Origin of the sequence: Variovorax sp. OK605 (assembly GCF_900115445.1) — a bacterium.
In the GTDB taxonomy this organism is placed as follows: domain Bacteria; phylum Pseudomonadota; class Gammaproteobacteria; order Burkholderiales; family Burkholderiaceae_C; genus Variovorax.
This window is the reverse complement of record NZ_FOWL01000034.1, coordinates 1-26762: the sequence shown is the minus strand read 5'-3', so window position 1 is coordinate 26762 and position 26762 is coordinate 1. Positions and strand designations below refer to the sequence as shown.

Annotated in this window: 27 protein-coding genes and 3 tRNA genes; 14 read left to right on the top strand and 16 right to left on the bottom strand. The window is 61.0% G+C overall.

The genetic code is table 11. The annotated features are described in order from the left end of the window. The 3 genes from BM013_RS39805 to BM013_RS41080 all read left to right on the top strand — a co-directional run. On the top strand, positions 1 to 351 hold a 351-nt coding region (locus tag BM013_RS39805; RefSeq protein WP_143098319.1), incomplete at its 5' end, for an IS66 family transposase. Between the two features lie 168 nt (positions 352 to 519). Then, positions 520 to 714, top strand: coding sequence for a hypothetical protein (locus BM013_RS39800; RefSeq protein WP_093136208.1), 195 nt, complete (start codon positions 520 to 522; stop codon positions 712 to 714). 219 nt (positions 715 to 933) lie between these two features. Beyond that, positions 934 to 1269, top strand: coding sequence for a hypothetical protein (locus BM013_RS41080; RefSeq protein ID WP_143098524.1), 336 nt, complete (start codon positions 934 to 936; stop codon positions 1267 to 1269). Here the strand turns inward: BM013_RS41080 and BM013_RS39795 are convergent. Together BM013_RS39795 and BM013_RS39785 are read right to left on the bottom strand one after the other, a co-directional pair. Continuing rightward, positions 1263 to 4019, bottom strand: coding sequence for a phospholipase C/P1 nuclease family protein (locus BM013_RS39795; RefSeq protein WP_093136205.1), 2757 nt, complete (start codon positions 4017 to 4019; stop codon positions 1263 to 1265). The genes BM013_RS41080 and BM013_RS39795 overlap by 7 nt on opposite strands. A gap of 502 nt (positions 4020 to 4521) precedes the next feature. Further along, the gene (locus BM013_RS39785) at positions 4522 to 4782 is read right to left on the bottom strand and encodes a hypothetical protein (protein WP_093136202.1); all 261 of its coding nucleotides are present in this window, start codon (positions 4780 to 4782) and stop codon (positions 4522 to 4524) included. Positions 4783 to 5272: 490 nt separating this feature from the next. On the opposite strand from BM013_RS39785, the gene BM013_RS39780 reads away from it, so the two are divergent. After that, entirely contained in the window at positions 5273 to 7351 is a 2079-nt protein-coding gene (locus tag BM013_RS39780) for a putative bifunctional diguanylate cyclase/phosphodiesterase (protein WP_093136199.1), read from the top strand. A gap of 34 nt (positions 7352 to 7385) precedes the next feature. Here BM013_RS39780 and BM013_RS39775 read toward each other — a convergent pair whose 3' ends face one another. From BM013_RS39775 to BM013_RS39765, 4 genes are all read right to left on the bottom strand, one after another. Next, positions 7386 to 7979, bottom strand: a complete 594-nt coding sequence (locus tag BM013_RS39775; RefSeq protein ID WP_093136196.1) for a hypothetical protein — start codon at positions 7977 to 7979, stop codon at positions 7386 to 7388. A gap of 302 nt (positions 7980 to 8281) precedes the next feature. Next, positions 8282 to 8428 (bottom strand): hypothetical protein, encoded by a 147-nt coding sequence (locus BM013_RS41580; protein ID WP_177206690.1) that lies wholly within the window; start codon positions 8426 to 8428, stop codon positions 8282 to 8284. 121 nt (positions 8429 to 8549) lie between these two features. Next, positions 8550 to 9380 carry an Lcl C-terminal domain-containing protein gene (locus BM013_RS41075; RefSeq protein WP_177225713.1) on the bottom strand — a complete coding sequence of 277 codons (831 nt, stop codon included), beginning with the start codon at positions 9378 to 9380 and terminating at the stop codon, positions 8550 to 8552. A 587-nt stretch (positions 9381 to 9967) separates the two neighbouring features. After that, the gene (locus tag BM013_RS39765; protein WP_093136192.1) at positions 9968 to 10918 is read right to left on the bottom strand and encodes a class I SAM-dependent methyltransferase; all 951 of its coding nucleotides are present in this window, start codon (positions 10916 to 10918) and stop codon (positions 9968 to 9970) included. A gap of 33 nt (positions 10919 to 10951) precedes the next feature. On the opposite strand from BM013_RS39765, the gene BM013_RS41575 reads away from it, so the two are divergent. The 3 genes from BM013_RS41575 (at position 10952) to BM013_RS39755 (ending at position 12562) form a co-directional block, all read left to right on the top strand. Then, a complete protein-coding gene (locus BM013_RS41575; protein ID WP_177225712.1) occupies positions 10952 to 11119 on the top strand; it encodes a hypothetical protein in 168 nt (55 codons plus the stop codon). A 644-nt stretch (positions 11120 to 11763) separates the two neighbouring features. Beyond that, positions 11764 to 12156, top strand: coding sequence for a GNAT family N-acetyltransferase (locus BM013_RS39760; protein WP_256221900.1), 393 nt, complete (start codon positions 11764 to 11766; stop codon positions 12154 to 12156). Positions 12157 to 12262: 106 nt separating this feature from the next. Continuing rightward, entirely contained in the window at positions 12263 to 12562 is a 300-nt protein-coding gene (locus BM013_RS39755) for a hypothetical protein (protein ID WP_143098522.1), read from the top strand. Between the two features lie 153 nt (positions 12563 to 12715). On the opposite strand, the gene BM013_RS39750 is transcribed toward BM013_RS39755, so the two are convergent. Next, a complete protein-coding gene (locus tag BM013_RS39750) occupies positions 12716 to 13219 on the bottom strand; it encodes a hypothetical protein (RefSeq protein WP_143098521.1) in 504 nt (167 codons plus the stop codon). 610 nt (positions 13220 to 13829) lie between these two features. Between BM013_RS39750 and BM013_RS41070 the strand changes: the two genes are divergently transcribed. Together BM013_RS41070 and BM013_RS39745 are read left to right on the top strand one after the other, a co-directional pair. Further along, on the top strand, positions 13830 to 14054 hold the full coding sequence (locus tag BM013_RS41070) for a hypothetical protein (RefSeq protein WP_143098520.1): 225 nt from the start codon (positions 13830 to 13832) through the stop codon (positions 14052 to 14054). Further along, a complete protein-coding gene (locus BM013_RS39745) occupies positions 14054 to 14452 on the top strand; it encodes a hypothetical protein (RefSeq protein WP_093136185.1) in 399 nt (132 codons plus the stop codon). Before BM013_RS41070 ends, BM013_RS39745 begins: the two co-directional genes overlap by 1 nt. A 172-nt stretch (positions 14453 to 14624) precedes the next feature. On the opposite strand, the gene BM013_RS39740 is transcribed toward BM013_RS39745, so the two are convergent. From BM013_RS39740 to BM013_RS39715, 5 genes are all read right to left on the bottom strand, one after another. Then, positions 14625 to 14915, bottom strand: a complete 291-nt coding sequence (locus BM013_RS39740) for a hypothetical protein (RefSeq protein ID WP_093136182.1) — start codon at positions 14913 to 14915, stop codon at positions 14625 to 14627. A gap of 424 nt (positions 14916 to 15339) precedes the next feature. After that, a complete protein-coding gene (locus BM013_RS39735) occupies positions 15340 to 15684 on the bottom strand; it encodes a hypothetical protein (protein ID WP_093136179.1) in 345 nt (114 codons plus the stop codon). 1306 nt (positions 15685 to 16990) lie between these two features. Continuing rightward, entirely contained in the window at positions 16991 to 17551 is a 561-nt protein-coding gene (locus BM013_RS39725; RefSeq protein WP_143098519.1) for a hypothetical protein, read from the bottom strand. A gap of 59 nt (positions 17552 to 17610) precedes the next feature. Continuing rightward, positions 17611 to 17844, bottom strand: coding sequence for a hypothetical protein (locus tag BM013_RS39720; RefSeq protein WP_256221898.1), 234 nt, complete (start codon positions 17842 to 17844; stop codon positions 17611 to 17613). 97 nt (positions 17845 to 17941) lie between these two features. Further along, positions 17942 to 18685, bottom strand: a complete 744-nt coding sequence (locus BM013_RS39715; protein WP_093136168.1) for a hypothetical protein — start codon at positions 18683 to 18685, stop codon at positions 17942 to 17944. 344 nt (positions 18686 to 19029) lie between these two features. On the opposite strand from BM013_RS39715, the gene BM013_RS41570 reads away from it, so the two are divergent. From BM013_RS41570 to BM013_RS39695, 4 genes are all read left to right on the top strand, one after another. Then, positions 19030 to 19209: a hypothetical protein gene (locus BM013_RS41570; protein WP_177225711.1), complete on the top strand. Its 180-nt coding sequence runs from the start codon at positions 19030 to 19032 to the stop codon at positions 19207 to 19209. A 682-nt stretch (positions 19210 to 19891) separates the two neighbouring features. After that, the gene (locus BM013_RS39705) at positions 19892 to 22510 is read left to right on the top strand and encodes a type VI secretion system Vgr family protein (protein ID WP_093136165.1); all 2619 of its coding nucleotides are present in this window, start codon (positions 19892 to 19894) and stop codon (positions 22508 to 22510) included. After that, entirely contained in the window at positions 22507 to 24018 is a 1512-nt protein-coding gene (locus BM013_RS39700; RefSeq protein ID WP_093136162.1) for a hypothetical protein, read from the top strand. Before BM013_RS39705 ends, BM013_RS39700 begins: the two co-directional genes overlap by 4 nt. A gap of 7 nt (positions 24019 to 24025) precedes the next feature. Continuing rightward, positions 24026 to 25051: a PoNe immunity protein domain-containing protein gene (locus BM013_RS39695; protein WP_093136160.1), complete on the top strand. Its 1026-nt coding sequence runs from the start codon at positions 24026 to 24028 to the stop codon at positions 25049 to 25051. An 86-nt stretch (positions 25052 to 25137) separates the two neighbouring features. On the opposite strand, the gene BM013_RS39690 is transcribed toward BM013_RS39695, so the two are convergent. From BM013_RS39690 to BM013_RS39675, 4 genes are all read right to left on the bottom strand, one after another. Beyond that, the gene (locus BM013_RS39690; RefSeq protein ID WP_143098518.1) at positions 25138 to 25785 is read right to left on the bottom strand and encodes a hypothetical protein; all 648 of its coding nucleotides are present in this window, start codon (positions 25783 to 25785) and stop codon (positions 25138 to 25140) included. Between the two features lie 293 nt (positions 25786 to 26078). Continuing rightward, positions 26079 to 26155, bottom strand: a tRNA-Pro gene (locus tag BM013_RS39685). A gap of 10 nt (positions 26156 to 26165) precedes the next feature. Beyond that, positions 26166 to 26242: transfer RNA gene (locus BM013_RS39680), tRNA-Arg, on the bottom strand. 37 nt (positions 26243 to 26279) lie between these two features. Further along, a tRNA-Val gene (locus BM013_RS39675) sits at positions 26280 to 26354 on the bottom strand. A 100-nt stretch (positions 26355 to 26454) separates the two neighbouring features. Between BM013_RS39675 and BM013_RS39670 the strand changes: the two genes are divergently transcribed. Then, on the top strand, positions 26455 to 26762 hold a 308-nt coding region (locus BM013_RS39670; RefSeq protein WP_143098517.1), incomplete at its 3' end, for a transposase.

Sequence of the window (26762 nt, the reverse complement as noted above, 5' to 3'; positions counted from 1 at the left end):
CTGCACAGCGTGGCGCCGTCGAGCCTGCTGGGCGAGGCGCTGCACTACCTGCATGGACAGTGGCCCAAGCTCGTGCGGTTCCTGGACAACGGAGCCTGGCCGCTGGACTCCAACCCAGTGGAGAACGCGATCCGGCCCTTCGTCGTCGGAAGGCGCAGTTGGCTGTTCGCCGACACCGTCGGTGGTGCCAACGCGAGCGCCAATCTCTACTCGCTGATCGAAACGGCCAAGGCCAACAACGTCGAGCCCTATCGGTACCTCGTCGCTCTGTTCAAGAAGCTGCCGCTGGCGCAGACCGTCGACGACTACGAGGCGCTGCTGCCCTGGAACATCGAGCTCGGCGACGCGTAACCCTCCCTGCGCGCATCGGCGCCGACACTACGCACAAGGGCGTGGTTCATTGACTGCTTACGCTGCTTCCGCACCGGTGGACACCTCTCCAAGGCTTGTTGCCGCACAACATCAGAGTTGGGCGGTCAGACGCTCGCACACTCTGAGTTCCACAAGAACTGAGATGCTATGACCTGGGAATATCGAGTCTTGGATCGAGATGGCGAGTTGGCCATCTATGAGGTGCACCACGACGAGCATGGGCGAGTTCAAGGGTACGGGGCTGATCCAACCTTCCCGGCTGCCGCGACTCTGGAGGAACTTCGCGTCAATTGCGATCTTTATCTAGCGGCGCTTGACAAGCCCATCCTCAAATATGAATGACTTTCCTAGTGTGGTGACCAGCCGAACAAACACTCAGCACAATGATGGAAACAGAAACGCTACCCGATCACGAATTGGGCGCTCGAGCAACGGAATGGCGCCGGCGAGCATTGCAGGGCGATTTGCACGCACGCGGCATTGCCCATCAATTGGAAGCGGAGTTGCGTCGATGCGCTGGTGCGCTCAATCCTGACTACGAAACCCTGGACCTGCGGCCGCTTGAGCATCGACAGCGGCGGCGTTGGTGGAAGCCATGGTAAGTTGACTTTCTGCACACGCTTCGCCTTACCCCAACTCCTTCTACTTTGCGGTCAACAACTCAGTGATTTCTCGCTTGCCAAGACCTCGAACAGAGGCAAGGCGCTGAAGCTGCCCGGACTTCGGGCAGCCCTCGCCTTGCTCGCAGTTGTAGTGTGGTGCAGAGTCACGATCGTGACCGACTTGGCACCCAGGGTCAGGGCGACATGGAGTTTTTTGGGCGACATCGATTCCGCCTCCAGGACGATCGCATGGCTGGACGTTCGCAGACGACGCGATCCTCATTTCACTCACTGAATCTCGGATGTGCGCAGGGCGGATTGAGGCGCGATGAGCGCAATCTCGACCAGATGGCGAAGGTCTTCGTCGTTTATCTTGGAGATATCGACGGGGCTCCGTTTTACCTCGCCGTGAATCCGAACCAGGTTGAAGATTCTCCATCCGCGAAGTGGAACGTCCTTCAGGGGCTGTCCGGGATTCACAGAGACCTTGATCGCCACGCTCTCTCTCTGGAACTTCTCGGGGACCGCTCCGACCGTGCCGTCGGGGATGGAGGTGTACCGAGTCGCTCTTCCGGTCGCAAGCTGATCCAATTCCCGAGAATTCGCAACGTGCAGCCGAGCACCAGCCGTCATGAACCAGATTCTCGGGTCAGTGTCCTCCCGGAGCAGCGATCCATCGTTCGGGCTCGACGTCAGGGCGTCGATGACCTCGACCGGTTCCCGCCGGACGTCCCAAGCGTTGAGCTTCATTTTGGTGAAGGCAGCGCTGCTCGGAATGTGAAACTTGGCGTAGCCGCAAACCACGTAGATCTCGGCACGCCCGAACGCCTGCACCAAGGATCCGTCAGGAATTTCGACGTATGACCGCTGCAAACCCACAGGGGTGCACATCAGGCGATGCGATGCTTGGTAACCGCTAACGAAGGTATGGCCTCGACTCCATCCGACGAAGGCCCCTCCGGGGAGCGGCGAAGCGACCATGTCGCTTTCCGTCGTGTATCCGTCGGGCATCGGATAGAGGCGCCCGCCGTCCCACGCACGCCCATCCGTAGTTCTGGAGAAGCAGATTTGATCGTCGCCTGGCCTACGGTAGAAGGCGAAGAGCAGGCCGTCTGCCGCGATCAACGCGGGGCCCGAGTTGCTCTTGACGACCGCGGCCTCAAGGCTGTCCTGGCTGGACCATGTCTCATTTTCATAACGCGCGTAGAAGACCCAGTCCGTCTTGTTCATTCCCGTCCAAGCAACATAGAGCCTGCCGTTGAAGAGCGCCAACGTCGGCGAGTAACTCGTGGCTTTGTCCAACATCTGCCGGGAATTTACCCAAGAGGCTTTTCCGACTGACAGTGCGGACCAGAACATGCAGCGTCCCGGGTTGACCCACACCATGAATAGCCGCCCCTCGTGGACGCACAACGCCGGCCGGCTGTACTGCGATATCTGCGCATATGAGGGAGCAGGCGCGGTGGTCCAGTTTTTCGCATCGACCGATGCAAGACATTGGATGGCTTCCCCCTTGGCGAACGCCATTACGAGGCGCCCCTCGAATTCGATCACGGACGGCACGCCCTTCACGCCCGAAGCGATTTGCTTGGCTTTTACCTCCGAGTTGTCGTAGGGTTGAACATAAACGTCGTTCTTTCCCAGGTACGTGTCGACATAAACGATGTAGGTCCTTCCCCTGAAGCTGAAGAAGAATGGGGCGTGATCACTCCATGGTTTTTTTCGCGGCCAGTACACCGCGTCGGCCCCGTGAAACGCGCTCATCCGACTCCACATCACCAGGAATTTGGTGATCGCGAGCTGGCCAGCGGGAATCGCCTCCCGCAAGATCGGATCGGCCTCCGGCCCCCATTTAGCGTTGTCATAGACGATGGCAGTCCCCCGGCCTGTAGAGACCACGCGGACCTTGCTCGCCATGACCGGCTCGACTTTTTGCTTGTAGATCCTCTTCGAGTTGGCAGCCACTTGCATCACCAGTTGCGCGAGGTATTGCATCTTGCCCGGATCGACGTTCGCCCACGCCACGCGGACGGGATCGATCCTGAAGGCCGGACCACGCTCGTCTGCCCCCTGCTCGAAGCCGGTATGGCGCCAGTCATTCGCCCACGGGGCGTTGATTATGTTGGCAGCATGCATTGGCTGGGTGAGATCCGAGAAGTAGTGCAACGCCAAACCGAGCTTGAACCCGCACTGGCCATGGGCGGTGTTCGGAACCGACGGCGGCGCAGATACGGCGTCGCGCATTTCTGCTTCGAGGTGTTCGGCGCCAAGGTTCGACGAGCTGCCCGCAGCGGCATTCCGCCCGCCGCTGGCGATGTTGCCGGCGAGATTGGCCGCGTCCTGAGCGAAGCGCAGAGTCTCGGAGTACGCCGTCTGGCTGGGGAACAGCAGCGGCAGCCAGTTCTGCTTGGTGTCGGGATCGAAGAAGTGTGATGCGTAGGTCGGGATGGGCGTTCCGGGCACAGGGTTGATGTACTGCCTCTGGTAGTCGGCATCAAGCAGGCCTTGAAGTACACCTGTCTTGAAGTCCTGGTTGCTCCAAAGCGCCTTGAGGCACTTCAACCCCGCCTTGTCATCGGGGAATCGAATCACGGCGGCGAAGGCATCCTCGATCAATTGCTTGTGCTCTTTGTCATCCCAGAACATTTCTGGAGCGATCCTGTAGCCGGCGAGGTCGCCGGCTGACGCCAGGCTTGCCGACGTGGGAACCGCGCACTCTGGAGCGTGAGACTCTTCCGAAGATTTCCATTCGGTCATCGGTAGGAAGAACACGGGCCTAGGTTCGGTGGCCGGCTCGCCGAGCGCGGGCACTCCACTGTCCGTCATCAGGGGTCTTGCGCTGCCGCACGCTCGGAACCGATATCCTCCCTCGGCCGCTTCGGCGAGGAAGAGGCTTCCCTGCGTGGGGCTCGCTACGACGCGTAACGTACCGTCGTCAGGCGATTCCTCCAGCCAGTGTTCCCCGATCTTGAGCAAGACAAGGTCCATGCGCGCCTCTTCAGCGTTTCGCATCTTTGGAGGATTCATATCCACAATGTCATCCATGCGTCGACTCCTTCGGCATCTTTGGGGAGCCATATCACATGAAATATCTCCCCAAATTAATCCGTAGCAAGAATCTTAAGTACGCGCGGTACGGACGCAATACCTGGGAATGGGTAGACGGGTGATCCGGCGTGAGCCTTGGCGTCCTAGGCCAACGAGGTCTCGAACTCCGCATGGAGGCCGGAAAGGATGAGGAGCTTCACCAGTTGTCGCCTCCGGTGAGAGATGACACATTGATGACCAACCCAGGCTCGAACGCCTTGTTCTCGATCCTGCCACTCCAGTTCACGTAGCCGCGCGGGTTGCACACATTTCGGCAAGAACGGACCCGATAGTCGAACTGCTGATGTGTGTGTCGGTGCACCCAGAGCACGGGCACATCAAGACATCCGGCGGGCCGCGCCGACTGACCGCACCCAGTCTGAAGCGGTCCCAGGACAGATGTCCAAACGAGGCGGGCCACGGAATCCGCAAGCCCGCCAAAAATCCCTCACAGCCTGCGTCAACCCCTCTCGTTCCGCGCCTTCTCACTCAGCTGAAACAACTCCTCCGCGTCCTCGGCCATGTCCGCCAGCACCCAGAGCACGGTGTCCAGGTGTTCGCGTGCTTTTCCATCGAACCAATCGACGACGCCGCCGTAGCAGAGCCAGGTCATCGACCTGAGTTGCGTCAGCTTGTTCTCGAGCAAGTCCGTCGGGTCTTGCGTGTTGCCGTCGCGGGAAGATGCTCGCGCGCGGCGGCGGGCTATAGTCTTGTTAGCCATTTGGGGTGCTTTCCTTTAAAGATGTGCACGTCACTTGGTTAGACGGCCTTGGTGTTACTGCACCTTGGCCGTCGCCTTTTGATACCTCGCATTTGCATCGTTGCTTGCGCACCGACAACCCGCCGCGAGGCCAAGCGGTTGTTGTTCATCTGTTCATCGATCTGTTCATTGACCAGGGCCGCTGACGCGGCCGATGCGGTGTTGCCTTCCATGCCCCCTTGGCGGGGTGTTGAGTGACAGGGGCATTCACTGTAGGCAAGCGCGGGGCAGCGTGCCCGCGCGGCGCGTCATGAAGTCGCGATTAGCGCCAACAAATACAGTTTCGGCCGCGAGACCTTGCACAGAGGTCGTTGGTACTCGTCTTGTCGGACAACGACCACGACACAGAGTGGAAAAGACCGAGTCGCAGCGCGTAACTTTTGCCACCGAATGGCAACGGGAGGCGTGGCTTCAAGTTCGTTCGATTCGCGGCGGCGCTCTTCCATCCAACATGGTCGATTTCACTTCAAGCAGCGACGCTTCAACCCTCACGGCTGCCGACGATGTGCTCGTGCGATGGGTGCGCGCCGACCAGCTGCTTTCGGTGCGCCGCAGCGTTCGCGCGGTGGTGCCTTCGGGCATGGCGGTGGGCCTGGCCGCGGCAGGGGTCGCGCTGTACTCGTCGGCCTCCAGCACCGAGCCGCTCGCGTGGCTGCTGCTGGTGGTGCTCTCCAACGCGTTCCGGGCGTTCGTGTGCCGCTCGGTGCGCGCGTCGGAGCGAAGCCCGGGCGGGCTCGACGAGCTGGGCATTGCCGGGCAGCTTCGGCTGGTCACGCTGTCGTCGTTTCTCTCGGGCTGCGTGTGGGCGCTGTTGCCCATGTTCTGCAGCAGCGAGGTGCCGTCGCAAACGCTGTTCTTCATGACGGTGGTGTGCGGCGTGTGCGCCGGCTCGGTGATCTACAGCGCGGCCTATGCGCCGGTGCCGGTGGTCTTCGTCACGCCCGCGCTGCTGTCGGTCACGGGCTGGCTGCTGTGGACCGGCGGGTTCTATCACAACGCGCTGGCGTTGATGGTGGTGATGTACCTGGGCACGCTCGTTCACGCCTCGCTGCGCGGCGATCGCGCCTACCAGGTCAGCAGCCGGCTGAAGAACGAGGCGCTGTTCATGGCCTCGGAGCTGCGGCAGACGCATGCGCAGTCGAGCCGCACGGCGCGCGAGCTCGACTTTCGGGCCAACCACGATTCGCTGACGGGCCTGTTCAACCGCGAAGGCTTCTTCGAGGCCGCCTCGCGCTTCGACCACGCCATGGGCTCGCGCCACGACCACGCGGCGCTCATGCTCGACCTCGACGGCTTCAAGGCGGTGAACGACGCCTTCGGCCACAAGACGGGCGACCAGGTGCTGCAGGACGTGGGCCGGTGGCTGCAGGCGCGGCTCGCGAAGCACGACGCGGTGGTCGGGCGCTGGGGCGGGGACGAGTTTGCGGTGTTCTATCACCCGCGAGGCGAACAGGTAGGGCAGGGCGGGAAGGAAGGGCATGAAGGGCAGGGCGCGCAGGGCCCGCACCAGGGGCCTGACGCTCCGGAGGCGGTGGCGGAGGAGCTGATCCGCTCCATCGGCCAGGCCACCTCGAGCTACGGCGGCCAGCTGGGCCTGAGCATCGGCATCTGCACGGGGCACGACTGCTCGGTGGCCGAGATGCTGAGCTTTTCCGACGAGGCGCTGTACGAGGCCAAGCGCCTGGGCCGCAACCGTTGCCACCGCTTCGACCACGCGCTGCACAGCCGCCTGCTGAGCCGCCGCGACATCGAGCGCGACCTGGCCGAGGCCATTGCCTCCAACGCCATCTGCGTGTGGTACCAGCCCATTCTGGGCGAGGGCGGGCATCGCCTGCACAGCCTGGAGGCGCTGCTGCGCTGGCAGCACCCCAGGCACGGCTGGGTGGCGCCGGCCGACGTCATCTACGCGGCCGCCAACACCGGGCTGGCCGAGCGGCTGCTGCGGCACATCCTCGGCGAGATCTGCAAGGGCATCGAGCAGCTGTCCGCGGCCGGCGCGCGCTTCGATGACGTGCCGGTGGCCATGAACGTGTCGCCGCGCGAAATGGCGCAACTGCCGGTCGACGCGATCGTGCTCGACTGCCTTGCGAAGCACGGCCTGCCCACGCACCGCCTGCAGATCGAGATCACCGAAGAGGTGGCGCTCGACACCTCGGCCGCCAAGATGCGGCTGCGTGCGCTGGCCGAGGCGGGCATCTCCATCGTGATCGACGACTTTGGCGTGGGCTACTCGTCGCTCGCGTCGCTGCGCGGCGAGCATGTGCGCCAGGTGAAGATCGACCGCAGCTTCATCCTCAACCTGGCGTCTTCGCCCGGCAGCCGGCTGATGGTGGAGGCAGTGATCCGGCTGGGCCAGTCGCTCTTCATCGAGGTGGTGGCCGAGGGCGTGGAGAACCGCGAAGAGCTCGAGGCCTTGAAGGCGCTGGGCTCGCCCTTGCTGCAGGGCTACTACTTCATGCGGCCCGCGCCGCTCGCCAAGGTCATTGCATGGGCCGAGCAGCGCGAAGACGCGGCCACGGCGCAGTCTTGAGGGCTTGCGTGCTTTGGCTGCGGCATGCAGGCCATCAACCCAGCGTGTCGAACAGCCGGAAGATCCAGGAGAGCTGGTAGGCCAGCATGGCAATGACGAAGGCCGTGTGAAAGCGCTTGCTGGCCGTTCTGGCGGCCACGACGCACAGCACCACCAGGATGGGCGTGCGTATCAGGTACTCCGTGGCAAAGCGCGCGAAGTGCGCCTCGCCCTTGACCAGCGTGTCGGCCACGTCGAGCAGGTAGGTGGCCGCGAGCAAGCCGAAGAACCACGCGCGCCGTGCGTAAAAGTAGTCTTCGTAGCTCGCGTAGTCCTGCATGCTGTCGGGGAACAGCAGCGCGCACAGCAGGAACAGCACGATGGCGTAGCTGACGATGAAGGCATAGGTGCCAAAGGTCCAGATCTCGACCTGGTACAGGCCAAACTCCCACCACCAGAAGTGCACCAGCGCCAGAAGAATCGAAGCGACCCAGGCCAGGTGAACACCGTACAAGCGGTACTGGTTCGGGTGCTGCACGATGCGCGCAAGGCCCGAGAGCAAGCGCGTGAGGCCCAGGCCAATCACCATGCCCATCACCACGCGGATGTGCAGGAAGATGTCGTTGGCGGAGAGGGCTGCCTGGTGCATGGCGGGGGGGTGGTTTGGAACGCCTTTGATGGCTGGAGGCGGAGGGTATGTGGCGTCGAAGGGTTGCCTTGCTGCGCGCCCTTGGATTTTGGCCCAATGCGCCATTGAACCTGCGCGGCATTCAATGCTGCGCCTTTTGTCCGTTGTGGGGGTGATGCTCAGCGACGCGCTTTGCGCCCCTTGGCGGACATCAGGCCCTTCTAGAAGCGGACGCCCAACGCGAACGGCCGGAATGGGCAGCGGATCGTGTTGAAAAAATCCCCAAGATCTTGGGAACTGGCGCGCCGTTTGCATGCCTCTCGTCATCGACGGCGGTACGCATCATGATGGGTCAGAGCATCGTTCAGGATCGGCTGTTCTACGCATTCGATCTCGAAGGTCACGTGCCGCGCGATCACCTCCTGCGAGGCGTCGACCGATTCCTCGATCTCGGAGAGCTGGGCCAACATCTAGCGCCGCTCTACAGCCACACCGGCCGGCCAACCGCACCGCCTCTGCATTTTTCGGCGGCACGGTCAGGCAACACCCACTCTCGGCATCAAGCCGATTTACGACTTGACCAGACGTTTCCTAGTTCGTGATCGCGCGGATGCAACGAGACCAAAAGTTAAAGTTCTTGGGTTGCTCGATGGAAAATCCTCGAGGACTTTTTCGAACGAAGTACACGTATGCCGAATTTGCCGGATCCAGTGCGGGTTCGGTAGAACTCCAGTAATAAATCTGGAGTTGATCAATGATTCCGTTGGCCACCAGGTTGGAGTCAACGTTCTGAATGGCGCCGCCAGTTGACCCATTGCAACTGACGCCAACATCGACAACAGCGGTTGAAGAAAGTTCGCAGATCGCCGGCAAGTACCAGTTCGTGTAGCGACCGTCAATCTTTTCGGTGCAAGTACGCGCCAAAGAACCTTGACTCGTGCCCAGTGCAGCAACGATTGCTGCGGTATTGGAAGCGCCATCGGTCGAGCTCTGGCCGCCTGTATTGATGCCGATCCCGCCAAAAGACTGAAAACCTGAATTGGTCGAAAGCGCGGCGACCTTCCCTCCGATGCTCCCCGTGGGAGGCGTGGTGTCATCCACGGCAAACAGATAGCCTGACTGGTAGACGCTGCCATAGCCCAGGATGCTGATCGTTGAGGTGACTGCGGCAGTGTTCTCGCCCTGAACGGTCAGAACGAGCGGCGTCGGCGCAATGTCGGACGGCGCTGCGGTGGGCGTCGCTCCGGGTGAAACCGTCAGGACGCAGGTGCTGCCAGCAGCGATCGGGCCGCAAGCCGCAGGAGTGATCGTCGTGCCGGCCGGTAAAGCCGGCGACACCGAGTAGGTCACGGCCTTCGCTTCATACAGTCCGGTGTTCGCAATCGTGATGGTGCGGGGTGTCCCTGTGAGGGCGGCGTTCACGCCCGGTGCATTCACCGACAGGGCGAGCTTTGAAACGCTGGATGAAAGCGTCGTTGGTGTTGGTGCGGGCGGCGGCTCCGTGGCGGGTGCTGGCGCTGGGGGGGCAGGAGGAGGAGGAGCAGGAGGCGCAGGAGCCGGAGCCGGAGCCGCAGGAGCCGGAGCCGCAGGGATGATGGGAAAAGCGATCCCGCCGCCGCCACTCCCGCCGCCGCACGCCGTGATGAAGAGCGCTGCCAGCACGCCGCCGGTCCCACGAAGACGAAACCTCAAATGCCGCCGTACCATTTCTACAACCCTCTTGTCACTATTAATAGTGCGGGAGAGTAGTTAAGAGTGGTTGTTCACGCTATACCCGAGAACAAGTAGAAGGCATTCCTGCGGAACGGCATTGTTCATTGGTCGACGCGCCATTGAACTTTCGTAGGCGGGCGGAGGATGGCCGCCGATTGCAGCTACATTCCGGCCGGGGCGCGGGAGAATGCGATCAACAGCCGGAGCCGGGACCAGTCATTCGACAGTTTGCTTCAATTCACACGAAGGCGCTCCAGGGGGCAGTCCGCCCGTGGCGCTAATGCGTAGCGCACCCTTCAGACCTCAGGTCGAACATCCGGCGGCGCCCGGTACACCAACACCTTCAGCGACCGCTCGTCGGACACGTCGGGAAAGGTGCTTGGATTCGCCAGTCTCTCCACGAAATCCAGCTCTGGCGCCAGTTCGCTCATTTGCTCCTGCAGGAATTTTGGTCCCAGTTCTGGGGCATTGAGGCATAGCAGGACAACGCCGTCGGGCTCCAGCAGGTCAGGCAAGCGCTTAATCAGCCGGGCGTAGTCCTTGGTCGCAACGAAACTTCCCTTTTGATAGCTCGGTGGGTCAACGATGACCAGCCCGTAAGGGCCTCCGCGCGTGATTTTCCCCCACGAACTGAAAAGGTCATGGGGAAGGAAGCTCGCGCCGGCGAGCACGCCGTTGGCGCGGTGGTTCTGTTGCCCCACCGCCAGAGCGCCCTTGCTCATGTCCAGGTTGGTGACGTGCCGGGCCCCTGCCTGCAATGCGACCACAGAAAACGCGCAGGTGTAGGCGAACAGGTTGAGCACCTTGACGCGCGACCGGGCGTCTGGGCGCGCCTTCACAAACGCACGAACCCAGCGCCGTCCTTCGGCCATGTCGAGAAACAGCCCGTGGTTCTGGCCCCGGCCCACGTTGACGCGATAGCGAGCACCCTCCTCGGTGACCCAATGCGGGTCGGGCACCGAACCGCCCATGAGCTGTGTGCTGCTCTGGCCTTCATGCCGGCACTGAAACACCCAGTGCAGTGTTTCCCCCGGCGCCAACTGCGCCCATCGGCGCTCCAGCGCAGCACCAATTGCTGCCAGTTCGCCGTCGGTCACAGGCTTGAAGCTGGTCAACACCCAAACCGGTGGGAAAAAGTCCAGCGACAAGTGAGCGCACTCGGGATGAAGCCCACCGCGGCCGTGGAAGATGCGCTGCGCGTCCACCGGTGCGGACATTGAAGCGATTGCGTCGAACAGGGGCTGCATAGGCAAAGGCTCTCATTCTGACCGGATATCGCGGTGGTCCTGGCCAAGACTTCACTGGGCGAACTGGACCGCCAAGCCTCGGAAGAGGCTCTCGACGACCGGCAACAGGTGTTCCTGGTGGCTGGGCGGGAACGCAGCCGCCGACTGCAGCAGACCCTGCCGGCTGCGGCACCCTTCAAACAGGCTTCGCTCACATCCTGACCATCACCAATACGGGTGGGGCGGCTCTGGGATTGCGGATTTGCTTCTGACGGACCTGGCCGCCGGGACGGAAGCGGCCGAAGTCAACACCTGGGGTACAACTTTGCGACCCGAGTCGCGGGGAGGTACGCAAGAGAATGCGCAAGCGCCCCGGTAGCATGACGGTCGGCGGTCGGCCAAAACCAATCATTCGCAACAGCTCACAAAAATGGACGTCACACGCATCCAGCGCTCGGTTTTCTACCGGTATCAGCACGTGACCGGTACGAAGTGCGTTTTAGTTTCCGTCCGATTTGGAAAGTCTCCGCCGAGCGGCCCTTCGGTGATTCGGCTACTTGCGATGAACCGAACGGAGAGCGCGCTCCAGTTTGATCTGGCGAATCACGTGTCAGAGATACTTGCGGGCGTTGCTCGGGCAAATTCTGAACATGGAACCTGTCTCGAAGTCGAAGCGATTGAAGTGGTTCCTGACGACTACCCAGGAAAGGGACAGGCTGAGCATGCGGCGTATCAAATCGCCTCGGCCGTGGGCCGGGGCGTCGTATAGCTGCAGCCGGCCACAAGCAGACGGTCGCGACCACCACTCCTTTATGAGAATTTTGTCTCCAGAAATTCGGCCTGCCTCTGTCACAGACGTGAGCGCAATGTTCAAAGTCAGGGCATCGGTCGGAGAAAACACGATGACTGCCGGCGAGCTTTCGGCGATAGGCGTCACGCCGGAAGCCATCGCCCTTGCTGTCAGTAGCGCGCCTTGTTCGTGGGTTGCGACCATCGATGAGGAAGTCGTTGGTTTCGCCATGGTCGACTTGGACGACGCGTGCCTGTTTGCCCTGTTTGTGTTGCCCGAACATGAGGGTTGCGGGATAGGCACGCGCCTGACCCGGACCTGTGAACGCGCGTTGTTCGAGCGGCACCCTGCCGCGTGGCTCGAAACCGCGAACAGGAGCCGCGCTGCGCGGCTCTATCGTCACCTCGGATGGGGTAGCGAAGTGGAGATTGGTGACGGAGAAATCCGGCTGACGAAACAGCGGCCATGACCACTTCAGGCCGAGAAGCCTTTAGGCACGAGCGGCTACAGTCGGCCAACACCGGACATGGCCGGGTCGGTCAAAATCCGGCCACCATGAGCGATTGCGAATCAACGTGACCAAGGTTTACTTGTATGGCTGCGAGGCAACGTACGCCGGACATTGCGACTTTGAATGGATGGCGCCAATGCTCGGCGCCAGGCACAAGCTCATGCTCTTTTTGGCCCAGAACGAAGAGATCTCCCGAGAAGATATTGCAGCGTCGGAACTCGTCCGATTTGGATTTGTCGAGCTCAACATCGGCGCTGGGCGTCCATTACACGTTGAGGCCCTGAATGACCAACGTATGCATGTGTTCAGGCAGCACTACGAAGGCGCACTCGACGAAGGGTGTTCGATTGTTTGGTATCCGTAGGCACGCGAGTTGCAATCGCGGGGCGAACGTCAGCTTTCGAGACGATTCGATGACTGCTCAGGGCCCGCGTCGCCGGTGATGCTTCGGCTACAGTCGGCCAGAAGCGGACCTACTGGACCTCATGCCGCATAGCCGTCCTGGGTTCGCCAAGCATCAACATTTGGCGGCTGCCAGTCTCGCCAAGACGGCGACTGCCTCCGCCTCTAAATGCGGCACCTTGTCGAAGGTCCAAGTGGCGTCGCACCAGTCGCAGCAATTCCAGAGATTACCCATCCATCGGTCTAGATTTGGCATTGGTGGCTTGTCCAAGAACGCCGCGTCCAAGTCGTCTACCAGCCTGCAAAGAGTAGCGGGATCGATTTCATGGGCGACGTAGCGACGCAAGGCTCTTTCAAGTGCAGCGACCGCGAGCGGCTGAGCTGCATCCGACCACGGCTCGAAACCATTGATTTGCTTGGCCAAGAACTGAAGGTGCGAGCGCGTGCGCTCGATGTCGGCGCCTCCCCACATCTCTGCCAGTTCGACGGCTGTTTCGCCTGCTTCGTAGGCAGCTTCCACCCATGGCGTCACTTCTGCCGCATCTCCTGAGCGAAACCAAAACTCAGTTGCTAGGCGATTGAGTTCACCTTTCCAATTCTTGCTCACAAAACTTCCCATTTTGCCCGCAGCTTACGCGCCGACCGTCTGCTTTGGAGCAGGACGACCGGCAGCTTCGGGCCCAAAGCCGAAGTTTAATTCTCTCTAAAGTGGACTCTCGCCGCTCGCGAAAAGCTATTCGGCGTAATGATGGCTTCCTCCAAGGGGCGCGCGGAGTTGAGGGAGGTGCCAGTCGGGTTCTTCGCCCGAAGAGTGAAAGCGCTTGTCGAGTCAGGAAAGCTCGAGTCGGACGGCAACTTGGTAAGCGGCCAGCCAATACATCTTGACGCGCGACGGCTAGACGATGTCGTGCCGTTGTAGCAACATCGCCCCATGCCGAAGTACCGATGGTCATGTCTCGCTTGCGGCGAGACCAATTTGAGCGAGATTGAGTTTTGCGCTGCTTGCCAGTGCTCTGCCCGACCGACATCTGCACAGATCAACGCGAACCGAACAAGACATGTTGAGCGAGGCGGTCAACTTCTGGGCGAGGCAGCGATCAGCTCTTCAGGAGATCTCTCTGCTGTTGAGATACTCGTCAAGCCGGTAATCTTCGTCCTCTTCGGTTGGTGGCCGGGCAAGCGGCCTTAGCCCCAGCTTGCTTATTGAGCTTGCCGACTAGATCAGACCCATGACCACTGCGAAAGCCAGCTGTGTGGAACAAGAAACCCAAATGGATGAACACGACAAAAATCTGCACGGCCACGGACAGATCGTCGTGCGCGCGAGCTTGTTTCGCAAAGTGACGGCGCTCGAGATGCGGATCGAACTGAGCCAGGGCCGACGGTTCGGTCATTCGGGTGGCACCGGCAAACCGGTCGCGAAAGGATCACGCTTTCAACAAGTGGCGGCCTGATGGGAGCCACGATGATGGCGTTTCCGGAACGCCGTGATGCGCAGGGAACCTGGGCGTCGGTCGACTGCGACCCGGAGTTTGACAGTTGGTCCAGCCTTTACGGATTCATCGCCGACGTCGCCAACGTTGCAGAAATAGGGCCGTTAAAGAATCGACGAGGTTTCCCCGAAGACGCTGGCGTCGAGGCTTGCGAGGCCTATAAGGACGGTGAATGGTATGGAGCGACCTGGTACCAACTCTCTGAGCTGACGGCCTTCGATTACGCGCGCGTCGTCTTTGACCACCGGAAGAAGGTCAGCCTGACCGTCCGCGAGTTCTTGGGCGACGGCTACTTCGACTCGCTCGACATCCTTGTGAAAGCGGATGTGAAGCGAGTTATCTTCTTCTTTTCAAGCTGAGCCTGCTTGCACGGCTCCCCTTTAAACTGGGTCCCTGGCTGCCATGAGGACATGCGCGCCACTCTGAGCCGGAGCCCAGCGAACACCATCTTCACGACACGGGCAAGCGCGGTGTCGGTGCCGGTGCGCATGTCCAATGGCGCTACAGCCAGCCATACCGCTTCGATGCGGATCAACGCAGCAGTTCGCGCAGCCAGACTGCGCAGTCGGCCGCCGCGGTGCTGGGCCAAGTCACACTGATCGTGGTGCCGGCGCGCTGCACTTCGATGCGGATGTCTGTCGGGGCGACTGGTTCCGGCGCAAGCTGCAACGCCACGAAGCCCTCGACTCTCGGCGCCACCGCGTTCGGTGAGGCGTCGGCGAGTGGCGCCAGCGCATTCACGCGCTGCACTCGCTCAGCTTCCATGACCCACTTGCGCAGCATGGTGGCATTCAGGCCATTGGCCAGCGCGACTGCTGCCATCGACACACCGGGCTGAAGGCAGGCCAGCAACTTGGATTACATGCGCCACAGCGAGGTGCGCCTCCCGAGGTGAATGGGAGCACGGGCCGCCCACTGTCTGGTTGTTCGCCTTGTCGTGCGATGAGATGACCGGACTCTTACGAACCTTGCACGTTGGGGCAGCAGATAGACATTCTTCGCATGCACGGGGCTGCGTTGCGGAGACGACGCACTGACTGCCCGCGTTACGACTGAAGCCGCGGTTCCGATTCGCCCGTGAAAGACCGCTTCCGATCGAATTCTGCCTCGGTCCCGACCGACCGGTCTTGGCCGACTGTAGCCGCACAGGCGGTCAATTCAAAGGGCCCAACAACCGCCATCGCGAAGGGCGCTAAGCGGTCATTCGAATCCTCGGACTGAACTGTCTCAGGACCTACAAAAAGCGCTAGAACGTTGCGAACTCCCAAACGTGTTCCTTGCCATGCTGTGTCACGAACAATCTGAGCCGATCTAGATCTGCAAGCTGCTCTGATTCGAGACCGTCATGCTGGCCACTTAGGACGTGATCCAACGCCTCGGGCGCCACTCGAACGACCACCAAATCTTCCAGCAATACAGCAGGCTCTCCCTGGTTCCACTCCACCGCCTGGCCACACAGAACCGCAAAGTCCAGCGAATTCATTACGTCCATATTGACCACCGTCAGGTCGTCCAGTGCGTCGGGGCCTTCTTCACCCAGTGGTTTCAGGCGTTCCGGGTTTTCTTCGTAGATGAATGTGATGCCGATCATGGTTTTCGTGTCTTTACTGGATTTGCGAATTGGTAGTGCTGTCGGGCGACGTGACGAAAGGCCGCTTGCGGCCGGGTTCTGAGCTAGCGGTCAATGACCGGTTCTGGCCGACTGAAGCCCGCTTTGCCTGTTAGCACTTTGGGCTCAGAGAGGCCGCGCCTTCTGCGCCATAGCCGACCCATCGACCGCCGCTTGAATTGACCCGCATGGGCTTGAACCGTGTGCTGACGCACCATTGAACGATTCGCTCGACTGTGGCAGCGTTCGGCTCATCGGACGATAGCATCACGAGCTTGGGTCGCAGTTCGATCATGCAACCCACGGGTACCGCTCGCTGCCCATCAGGGAATTCGTTGCCGATCACAAGCAGTGGCCCCAGATATCGTCTATCTCCCGACGAGTACCGCCCAACGTCCACTCGGATCGCGACATCGAAGCCGGTTCCAGGGGAGGAAATGCGCAACACACCTATTTCATCGGGGTCGCCGGATCGCGGCAGCTTTCGGAAGTCAGCCGTTCCAGCCACGAAAGACCAGTCGAAGGTTCTGCCAGAAACGAGTAACTGGGGCATAAGCCGTTCCGTGCTATGTCGATCACAGGGTCGGTGGGGTGAATGAACAGGCGCCTAGTCCGGGGCAGAGCACCGCGCTAGCATCAAACCGGAGGGCCGTGACGAACGACCGGTTCTGGCCGACTGTAGCCGAATGGCGGCCGACGCCACAGGGCCCTAAGCGGTCCTACGTGCTGCTCGAAAGCGGCCTCTCGGAACGAGGCACTCGACTGGTGCTCGCCGGCAGCAATGACTCGAAAAGCTCTATAGCTCGTGCCTGCAACTCCTGAAGGGGAACCCACTCAATCGGCGGCTTGCCCCACCAGCTCATCCGACCCGAGACACAGAATCCGCCCACTTCTATGCCGTACGAGGTGCCGTCAATTCCCATGGTTGAAGCCAAGGCAAACGGGGTGACGTGCATGGCCCGAAGCTCGGACAGCAACTCTCTGAAGCATTCTTCCTCTATGGGAGATTCCGCGCCGTAGGTGACTGGCTCCGAATCGACGGTTTGGACCTGGTCCCATACGACCCGGCGAATGAAGAATTTCCTGCCCTCTTGGATGACGGACCAAGACGCAGACGGCGTAAATGACGGGTACACCCACACTCGCAGAAGCCTCGTGCACTTCCTGTGAGCGAGGACCGGGTAAGTTTCGGGTGCTTCGAGCAAGGCCAACGCACGCTCGTACTGCAGGGCACTCATCTGATTCCTTGGAGCGTGGTTTGTGAAGGTCTGCTGCTGGCCGCAATCCGTTAAGCCTCGTTGCGCAGAACTCGAGCGGTAACCCGGTGGGCGCGCACTACATCACAGTAGTTCACCGTCAGCATTTCGTCTGCGTCGTACACAAAGAATGCAAAGGGCGCGGAGCCAAGCTCCTCGCCAAACACAGGCGCTTCGATTCCCAATTCGTTGAGCACGATTGCGACCTCCTCGTTCAGCACAGCTTCTGCAGCCACCAAGTACAACATCTGACGTCGGTCGGCGAGCCCAAAGACGTCGTCCTCCCTCACCTCGTTGTACAGCTCGACTACGACGGCAGCCAAACGGGACATGGCTGTATCAGGGGAGTCTTGCAACGACGAAAGGAACTTCGCGTGTTGCCAGTCGCCAATATGGGTCTGTTCCCATTTCTCTTCATCGGTGCGCAGCGAGACTGCGACATAGCCGTGCTGGATGTGCAAGTCGAGCGACATTCCCGAAATGGGCCGTCCTGTGGTCGGCCCCGGCAGTTCCTCGAAGTCCGCGCGGGCGTCCCGAAGCGCAAGGACCAATTCAGTGCGGACGGCTGCAGCGGCAGCTTCGTATCTATTCATCGTGGCTCAGCTTGTGTATTGAAGGACCGTGGCGAGGGGCTGCTCTTGGCCGGGTGCGGTCAGCCTGCCGAAATTGCGGCTTCAACCCAAACGACTTCGTCGGCGTGATGCTGGCCGATGGTATCTAGCGCCCCCTCTAACACCAGTGGGTCGCGCGCTCCGAGAGGATAGGCGAAGCGCGTCAGGCCTTTCCCCATCATTGCAGCAAAGTCTTGCTCAGTGACGGCATCGGCGCCACACCAAACCGCGGTGCTCGAACCCGCCGCCTCACGCATCGCATCTTTCAGACCCATGGGGGTTATTGCAAGAAAGACCACATTCGCTCCGGTTGTCGTTTTGGGGAAGTGCTGAGTGACCGGTTTTGGCCGAGTCCGTCCTTCTGGCTACATGTCAACTCCCAAGCAACATCCTCCACCAAGGGCGCGTCTGCTTCTGGATCGCGTCAAGCAGAGCACCGCTCGGTAATGTACTTGGTGGTTCCGGCGTTTTGATCTCCCGCATCTTGGAGATTGCCCGGTAAAAGTGATAGACAGGCTCTGCTTCGGTCTCCCAAGGACACACGCCGAATTGGGCGATCAATGTCTCATGGAGGACTCTCCCCGTAAGATCGTCCTCTGCAATCTCGACCCGCGGATCTTCAAGGTAAAGCATGCGTTGCCGCTCATCTATCGGGCCGTCGTCATCCTCCAGATACGATTCCGCAGACAGCCATCTCTGCTCGATGGCGGTTGGCGCTCCATACTCGATCAAAGGTGGCAGTTGAGGTCCGCCCATGGTCTGAAGTCGTGATCGCTTTCGGACCCCGTTTTCGACAAGCGCGTAGCCGTAACTCCCGCCAGAGTCGTAGTTGCAGAAAACCGTGAAGGTGGCCGGAGAGCCCAATTGGTGGTGGAGCAAAAGGAGATCACTGTTCACATCTTTCAGATGGCCCCACACGAGATCGCCACTGCAAACGAAGATGGCTCCGTCGAAGTTCTGGACCATGACGTCTCCACCATGGCGGATGTCGAACTCTCGAACGTTCGGGTGCGCGATCTCCACATACTCTTCGCCAAAGAGTCCAGAGACGAATCGCGGCAGATCCGAAATCTCTGTCTGCGGCCAGAAGGCGACTCCTGCTTGTGCTACCCCCATGACTGTTTCCCCCTTGTTCGGCTCTCGTTCCCGGAAAATTACTGACGATCAGCGGCTCTTCTTCTCAAGAAGGGAGAGCGAACGAAATGTCCGATCTTGGCCGAAGTTTGCCTGACGAGGCGACCGACCGGTTGTGGCCGGCTGGAGCCTGGCGGCGGCTGCCGGGCGGGGCCCTAAGCAGACTGCCGCATGCGACATTTTCTTTAAAACGTACCGAGTTGAACATGATTGAGCCCCATCTGACCCAGGGCGTCCAGTAGGTCAACTATTGCTTCTGGCGGAGCAGTACCCAAGTCGATTTCTGTTTTCCAGCGGCCTCCCTCCACCGACGGGTAGACCACAGAATGAATGACTTTCTGCTGTTTACCGCTGGCGACAGCTTTGGCGTCACCAAGGTCTATCCAACGAGTTGCCCATGCCGTAAGGGCTTCGTGCAGGGCATTGCGGACGAGATGCGAGCGGGCGGCCTGCAGGTCGATGGCGTGGCCAAGCTCCTGGTCGGCAAAGACGGCGACAAGAGCTGAAGGAGGGACAGTCGCTGCCTGCGGCCTGGACTCCTGAGCTTTCGGCCCATCAAATGCATCGAGAGTCTGCTGCCACGCTCGACCACCTCATTAGCGGCTGCGACCGCGCGCTCAACCTTGTCCGCAGGCAGTGCCTCGACCACCAGTTCGTCGCCGATCGTCCTAAACCTGGTCTGCCAGCCGACGGTCGCCTCGCCAAACCACCTCGCGCCCGCAATGTGCCATTGCACGCTGCGTTTCACCTGGCCCTGCGCGCCTCGATAGCCCGAGTCCGCCCACACCGTGTACTCCTTGGCGTGCAGCAGGTCACTCACCTGTTCCACGTCTTCCTCGCTGGCTGAGGTGGTCATCACCGTGTACACACGCCCCGAGACAGCGTCCACGCCGATGTGCGCCTCATTCCGAAGTGTCACTCGTTGCCATTCTTCGTCTGGCGTATCTCCGGGACACCGCTCCTCGGTCCAGGCGCCTTCCTCCACCTTGCTCGATTGCTCAGCGCTGCTGATGTGCACTTGGTCATGCTCTTGCGCACGCTCACCTTGTCGGTGCTACTTTTGGCGTCTTTCCGACCGCGTACAGGCACTTACATAATCAGGTAGAGCCTGCCCTCGCCCCGAGCGGCAGTCACTGCAGGGAGTTCCATGTCCATCCTCGACGGTGCGCTTTCGCGCACCCGCCTTCGATGAAACGCCGCGTCGAAATTTCAACGCCGCTCGGCGACGCACTCAAATTCCACCGACTGGTCGGCCGTGAGGCTCTCAGCCAGGCTTACGTTTTCGATGTCGAGCTGCTCGGCAACAGCAACGCCATCGACCCGAAGGCCCTGCTCGGGAAGAGCGCCACTGTCACAGTGCAAACAGAAACCGGCCTCCGCCATCTCGCCGGCGTCGTCACGCGCTTCGGCCTATTGCAGGAAGACGCCCGCCAGTCGTTCTACAAGATGCGGCTGCGTCCCTGGCTCTGGCTCGCCAGCCGAAGCTCGGATTTTCGGATCTTCCAAGGCCAGACCGTCCCCGAGATCATCGCAGCCGTGCTGGGGCGCTACGGCTATCCGATGGAACAGAAGCTCAGCCGCAGCTACCGAACTTGGACCTACTGCGTTCAATACGACGAAGACGACTTTTCGTTCATCGCTCGCCTGTGCGAGCACGAAGGCATATATTTCTGCTTTCGCCACGAGGCCAAGCAGCATGTGCTGGTCTTCGCCGACGACATCGCCAGCTCACATGGGCCGCTTCCGGGTGGCGAGACTGTGTGCTACCACCCGCACGAAAAATCCGGCATGACGGGCGGCCTAGAGCCTAGCGAACGCATCTACGCGTGGGAAACGTCCGAAGAGGTTCGCTCCGGCCACTACTACCTCGACCACTACGATTTCGAGCATCCAAACGCGGACCTCACGAGTCTGCGCCAGATGCCGCCCGGCCACGATCACGATGATCATGAAATGTACGAATGGCCCGGCGACTACCTCCAGCATAGTGACGGCGAATCCTATGCGCGCATCCGCAATGAAGAGCAGCTGAGCGAGCGCAGTCGCGCCAAAGGGCGCTCCAATCTTCGCGAGCTGGCCCCTGGCCACACGATCCGGCTGGCCAGCCACCCGCGGGCCGACCAAAACCAGCAATACCTGTTGCTCGGCGTGAGCTATCTCCTGCAGGAGAACCTGGAGGCCAGCGAAGGCACAGGGCGCGATGGCACGGTTCAGGGTTCGGTCCAGCAGTTCGCCTTCGACGTGCAGCCCACTACCTACGCGTGGCGCCCCAAGCGCACCACGCCCAAGCCACGCACGCGCGGCCCGCAGACCGCCATCGTGGTCGGCCCGCCCGGCGAAGAGATCTGGACCGACAAGTACGGCCGCGTGAAGGTGCAGTTCCAGTGGGATCGCCTTGGCCGGAACAATGAAAACTCCAGTTGCTGGTTGCGCGTGTCGACATACTGGGCGGGCGCCACCTTCGGAGGCGCCGCGCTGCCGCGCATCGGGCAGGAGGTCATCGTCGATTTCCTGAATGGCGATCCCGATTTCCCGATCATCACAGGGCGGGTGCACAACGCCGACGAGATGCCGGCCTGGCAACTGCCTGACCAAAAGCACCTCTCGGGCATCCGCAGCCGGGAGCTGGGCGGCGGGCGCAGCAACCACTTGGTCCTCGATGACAGCGCCGAGAAGGTGCAGGCCCAAGTTAAAAGCGATCACGACTCCAGCAGTCTCAGCTTGGGGCACATCGGGCGCATCGAGGACACGGCGGGACGCAAGGAGGAGCGGGGCCAGGGCTTCGAGCTGCGCACCGATGGGCATGGTGCGGTTCGGGCGGCAAACGGCCTGCTGCTCAGCACCGAGCCTCGGCCGAACGCGCAAGCCCACATCACCGACATGGGCGAGACCGTCGCCCGGCTGACCAGCGCACGCGACATGCATGAGGGCATGTCTCAGGCTGCGCAGGAAGCCAAGGCGCACGAGAGCGGCGATCAGGACGTTGTGACGAAGGCACTGCAGGAGCAGAACGACGACGTCAAGGGCCAAGGCGGCGACAAGGAGCAGGGACATTTCCCCGAGTTCCAAAAACCACATCTGACGCTGGCGAGCGCCGCGGGCATCCAGGCCGAGGCCCAGGGTTCAATGCACATCGCGAGTGGCAATCACACGGCACTCACAAGTGGAGCACACACCAGTTTGGCGGCGGGCAAGAGTTTTCTGGTGTCAGCCAAGAACGCGGTGCGCATGGTGGCGCACAAGGCCGGCATCAAGCTGACGGCCGCGACTTCAGAAATCGACATCACGGCCTTGAAGAACGCGGTCAACGTGATCGCAAAAATGAACATCAAGTTGGAGGCCACCCGAATCACCATCACGGCGAAGGAAGAGGTGGTGATCAACGGCGGCTCCAGCTTCACGCGCTGGAATGCCAACGGCATCGTGAGCGGGACCAATGGCATCTGGCGCGAGCACGCCGCGACGCACAGCTTCGTGGGGCCGAAGAGCCTGCCTGTGCAAACGCCGTCTATGCCCTCCGTGTCGGATAAGCCCAACTGGATCGAGCTGAACTACAACTACGCCGACCTGGAGCCGGTGAAGGGCGCCCCCTACAAGCTCATCTTCGACAACGGGGCCGTCATCAGCGGAAAGCTCAGCGAAAAGGGCTTTGCGAGGCACGACGGAGTGCCGGACGGCTCGCCTCGCGTCGAGTGGGGCGAGGATGAACGCCAGTGGGGAGGCGAAACCAAGCGCCCCAATGACCGCTTCGGTGCGGCGCAGACCGCGCAGGCGGGCATTGCCTTCGTGAAAAGGCTCACGTCTTGAATGCGCGCACCATCCCCATCGTCCAGGTCAAACCGAAGCTGGACGACGCCGTGCGCATGGCGGTGCGCGAAATTGCCCGCTTCCTGGGAATGTTCTATCCATCGAAGGCCATCACGCAGACCCACTCCGCCGAGGCCATCGCAGGGCAGTGGCTGTCGCGCATCAAGGGATTCCATGACGATGACGACTTCCTGCGCCTGACGCGTGATTTCCTCGCCTTCGCGCTCGGCAGTGGCGGTGAAGGCAGCGGCGAGCGCACGCAGATTGCTGATCAGTTGGCGTACTACTTCTCGGGCTTCATGCCCAGCTACGGCGCGGCATGCACCCTGCTTGCGATGGCCGGAGAAAAGCAGCCTTGGTCCGAGGTGCAGGCGTTCATGCACAGCCAGAGCTACGGCAATGCGCGCCAGTATGTCGATACCTTCGATTGGGGCGGCGGACAGAAGAAGGCGCAGGCAGAGATCGATGCGTGGAAAGGGATTCTGGAGCGGCAGACGAAGGACATCGAGATGGCGGCCAATGGTGGCGAGCCGCCCCTCGTGCTCGCATTTGCCCCGACCGGAGACCCCATGGCACCGGTGTCGGATGTTCCGCCACAGTACCGAGCACCGCCTGCCGCGCCCAAACTTCCCACGGTCCCCGTGGAGCCGGCACCGCCTCTCAGGACACCTGGTGCGCCAGCCCTGTTGCCGACCTTGCTGCGTTCCCCCTGGCTCATCCTGTTGTTGCCGCTCATGCTCTCGGGCGACACACCACAGAAGAAGGCACAGCCACAGGCCATCGTCGTTCCGCTGGACGAGTCCGATGCCGACGCTGCGGTGAACACCACGAACAACGACTGCAAGCCGCAGAACGAAGAGAACAAGAAGAACGGGACCGAGTGCGAGGAAGACGGCTATGTGCTGATGGAGTTGGTGCTGGAATACGCTCGGCTGGTGGATCCGCCAAAGGGCAAAGGGCTGGATGGCCTGTTCGAGAAACACCAACCCTTCAATCAGCCGAACCCGATGCCCACCACGGTTGAGTTCCCTCACCCCGGTAAGCTGATCTTCATCCCGCCGACCGACAAGCCGCCGCTGCCACGGTACGACTTCACGGGCAAGCCACCCGTCAGCACCTATCCGAAGTTCGTGGTATTCGAGGCCAAGCACATTGCCAAGTCGTTCGATGCGAACGATACCGAGGGGATGAAGAAGGAGGCGAAGAACCGACTCGGGAACACCTGCGATGGGCAGCAGATGGGAACGGTTTGGACCGAAGCTCGCATTCCTCAGGCGCTAAATCGCCAATACCCGCGCGCCGCGAATAAACCATTTCGGGATGCAAAGGAAAGAGAGATCACGAATCAAGGCTACGCACGGTGGATTTTCATATGCCTGCCGGGCCCCGTTGGCAGCGGCACCAAGCTCTACGTACTGATTGATGTGGTGGCTGCCGGCCTAGACTTAAACAGCAAGCAGCCAATACCGCGCAAGTCTTCTCCTCCTCCGCAGGATTCGACATACTGAGGTGACCATGAAGTTCAACGAAATTCGAAGACAACAGTTCTTGGCAGAAGATCTTGCTAAAGAGCGTGAAGAAGATTTAACAGAGCGAATCGCCGATTTCAAGCAGGAAATCGGCAACATGACCTTGCGCGAAGGAGCTCGCGTAAGCTACGCCTGGAAGGTCGCCAGCGAATCACTCCAACTGCTTATTCTTCGCTATACCGCAGGTCTTCCTATCGTGGATCTGTCGCAGGAGATTTCATCCGTTATCGCAGCGTTCGATGTCTTCGTCCCGCTCGAAAACCCGCGGCCCAACGAAGCCCACTCGCTAACCATCACACAACTCGAGGCCTATGTCTACGTGATGTGGTTGCTGGCGCTGTGCAGATTGCTGGGCCATGCGGAATTGGTTTCCGCAGTGATGCGCTGGCTCGACAAGAACGCTGAGTTCAACAGAGGCCGCGATGGCCTTTTTGAGGCTGTGGTGGAGAAGCTGACGGGTCGCAAGGAGCCCGTGGAGCGCGTATTGCTGCATCCCGCCGCCTATCGCCCACTCGCCAAGGCGACAGCGCCTGACGCCCAGGACCGCCCCACACTGGTGAAGGAATTCCTCGACGGCTGGTACAAGAACATGAAGGACTGCTACTGGCACAACACCCACACCGACAAGGAGGGGTCGTCCTACTTTGGTTACTGGGCCTTCGAGGCGGCATTGGTCACCGTGCTTTGGGACATCGACGACACCAGCTATCGAGACCATCTGGTCTATCCCAAAGACTTGGCCGACTGGGCCAGAGAACACCGAGCCCGGTCATCGCCCAACGATCCATCGAATACGCCTGCCGGCGCAGCCTCGTCGGAGCGGCAATCCTATGTTCCCGGTGGCGATCCGTGCCCACAGGCCGGCTGGTGGTTCACAGTGGCGCAATCGGACAGCCGCCGCTACTTCGAGAAGGGCGAGATCATGCCGATCATCAAGGGCAGCAGGTTTGGTGACACGTACTGGCAGCGGGCTAACGAACAAGATGCTCCGAAACACCCTGGCGGGCAATAGAGACACAGCCAACCGCACTCCCGCCAGCAGCCGGCTAAATCAGTGAAGATTGAACGCGGTCAAATATGTTGCCGCGCGCCACCACCTCATTGGCGGCTGAGATCCGCGCGCGAGAAGCGCAGCTCGCGCTCAACCTTGCCCGCAGTCAGAGCCTCGACCACCAGTTCGTCGCCGCTCGTCCTAAACCTGGTCTGCGAGCCGTCGGCGGCCTCGCCAAACCACCGCGCTCCCGCAATGTTGTCGTCCCAGGTGAGCACTGCGTCACCGCGAAGCTTGCAACGGTAACTCAACTGGCGGCCTTCCGTCGGCCGCTCGTACTTCACCTGCGCGAACCCGTCGACCATCGCGCCCCGCATGCTCGCCGCGTCACGCTGGTATAGCACCGAAAGCGCGGCGCGACAGATCTGCACCGCTTCGAAGTTGCCGACTGCCAGCGTGGGCGACGTCTCAGTTGGTGGAGGCGGCCTTGGCTGCGTCCTGGAGCAGGCCGCCACTGCTGTCGGCTTGCTCGAGCTGTCCTTTAGCGCGCCAAAAGCGATGTCGATGCCTTGCTTTTCCATAAGTTCCATCAACTGGGGGCTGCAGTAGGTCGCTTGCCAGTTGGCGGGGCTGAGTGAAGCGTCGACCACGTTCGAGACTTCAGATGCGAGGATGAACACCGTCGAATACGTGAGGGGGGAATCGTCGGTCTGCTCAGATTCGCCGCGGCGAGCGAGCGAGGAATGCTTGCTCATGAGGGTTGAGGCGTAGGCCTCCAAGCGGCCAGCATTGGAATGCGCCACATGGCCGGTAGGCTCGCGGGGCTCGCCACAGCCTGAGAGGATCCCGCAGATTGCGAGCGAAAGCCCAATGACGCGTCCGATCCTCAACTGCATGATCCGATCTCCCTCTTGTTCGTAGTGCGATCACGCGCTTGAATGCCAGCTTGGCGCGTGGGCGACGCGCATTCTCTCGCATCCAGCGCAAGCACGTCGATGCCGCAACGCAAAACAGGGCATCCCGAAGCGGGATGCCCTGTGACGAGTAATGGTCGGGGAAGCACGATTCGAACGTGCGACATCGGCGTCCCAAACGCCGCGCTCTGCCAGGCTGAGCTATACCCCGAAAACAAAATTGGTGCGGATGGTCCGACTTGAACGGACGGCCTCTGCTTCGGAGGCCAGCGCTCTAATCCAACTGAGCTACACCCGCGGAACATTTTCGAATACGACGCCTTGAAGGCGCGAAATGGTGGGTGATGACGGACTCAAACCGCCGACCCTCTCCGTGTAAAAGAGACGCTCTATCGCTGAGCTAATCACCCGTGATTTTATTGATCTCGAACAGCGCAAGCTGTTAGGGAAGGTCTGATCAAGAGCACTTTTCTTGCGTGAGGGACTGAACCCTGCGAAGGAGCACGAGCGATGAGCCAGATCAGTTTTGCGGATGCGGAGCAAGCGGGCAAGAGGAAGAAGACCAGGCGCGAAATCTTCCTTGCCGAAATGGAACTGGTGGTGCCGTGGAAGGCGCTGCTCAAAGTCATCGAGCCCCACTATCCAGTGGCAGGCCGAGGCCGTCGTCCCTACCCGCTGCAAGCCATGCTGCGCGTGCACCTGATGCAGAACTGGTTCGCCCTGAGCGACCCGGCGATGGAAGAAGCCTTGTACGAGATCGCCTCGCTGCGCACGTTCGCCGGACTCGGTCTGGAGGCGATCCCCGACGAGACGACCAT

Excerpts from the sequence above, each read along its gene's own strand:
- BM013_RS39800 (WP_093136208.1), top strand. The coding sequence starts at position 520 with ATGACCTGGGAATATCGAGTCTTGGATCGAGATGGCGAGTTGGCCATC.
- BM013_RS39795 (WP_093136205.1), bottom strand. The coding sequence starts at position 4,019 with ATGGATGACATTGTGGATATGAATCCTCCAAAGATGCGAAACGCTGAA.
- BM013_RS39785 (WP_093136202.1), bottom strand. The coding sequence starts at position 4,782 with ATGGCTAACAAGACTATAGCCCGCCGCCGCGCGCGAGCATCTTCCCGC.
- BM013_RS39780 (WP_093136199.1), top strand. The coding sequence starts at position 5,273 with ATGGTCGATTTCACTTCAAGCAGCGACGCTTCAACCCTCACGGCTGCC.
- BM013_RS39775 (WP_093136196.1), bottom strand. The coding sequence starts at position 7,979 with ATGCACCAGGCAGCCCTCTCCGCCAACGACATCTTCCTGCACATCCGC.
- BM013_RS41580 (WP_177206690.1), bottom strand. The coding sequence starts at position 8,428 with ATGTTGGCCCAGCTCTCCGAGATCGAGGAATCGGTCGACGCCTCGCAG.
- BM013_RS39765 (WP_093136192.1), bottom strand. The coding sequence starts at position 10,918 with ATGCAGCCCCTGTTCGACGCAATCGCTTCAATGTCCGCACCGGTGGAC.
- BM013_RS39760 (WP_256221900.1), top strand. The coding sequence starts at position 11,764 with ATGTTCAAAGTCAGGGCATCGGTCGGAGAAAACACGATGACTGCCGGC.
- BM013_RS39750 (WP_143098521.1), bottom strand. The coding sequence starts at position 13,219 with ATGGGAAGTTTTGTGAGCAAGAATTGGAAAGGTGAACTCAATCGCCTA.
- BM013_RS41070 (WP_143098520.1), top strand. The coding sequence starts at position 13,830 with ATGACCACTGCGAAAGCCAGCTGTGTGGAACAAGAAACCCAAATGGAT.
- BM013_RS39745 (WP_093136185.1), top strand. The coding sequence starts at position 14,054 with ATGGGAGCCACGATGATGGCGTTTCCGGAACGCCGTGATGCGCAGGGA.
- BM013_RS39740 (WP_093136182.1), bottom strand. The coding sequence starts at position 14,915 with ATGGCAGCAGTCGCGCTGGCCAATGGCCTGAATGCCACCATGCTGCGC.
- BM013_RS39735 (WP_093136179.1), bottom strand. The coding sequence starts at position 15,684 with ATGATCGGCATCACATTCATCTACGAAGAAAACCCGGAACGCCTGAAA.
- BM013_RS39725 (WP_143098519.1), bottom strand. The coding sequence starts at position 17,551 with ATGAATAGATACGAAGCTGCCGCTGCAGCCGTCCGCACTGAATTGGTC.
- BM013_RS39720 (WP_256221898.1), bottom strand. The coding sequence starts at position 17,844 with ATGGGTCTGAAAGATGCGATGCGTGAGGCGGCGGGTTCGAGCACCGCG.
- BM013_RS39715 (WP_093136168.1), bottom strand. The coding sequence starts at position 18,685 with ATGGGGGTAGCACAAGCAGGAGTCGCCTTCTGGCCGCAGACAGAGATT.
- BM013_RS41570 (WP_177225711.1), top strand. The coding sequence starts at position 19,030 with ATGAATGACTTTCTGCTGTTTACCGCTGGCGACAGCTTTGGCGTCACC.
- BM013_RS39705 (WP_093136165.1), top strand. The coding sequence starts at position 19,892 with ATGAAACGCCGCGTCGAAATTTCAACGCCGCTCGGCGACGCACTCAAA.
- BM013_RS39695 (WP_093136160.1), top strand. The coding sequence starts at position 24,026 with ATGAAGTTCAACGAAATTCGAAGACAACAGTTCTTGGCAGAAGATCTT.
- BM013_RS39690 (WP_143098518.1), bottom strand. The coding sequence starts at position 25,785 with ATGAGCAAGCATTCCTCGCTCGCTCGCCGCGGCGAATCTGAGCAGACC.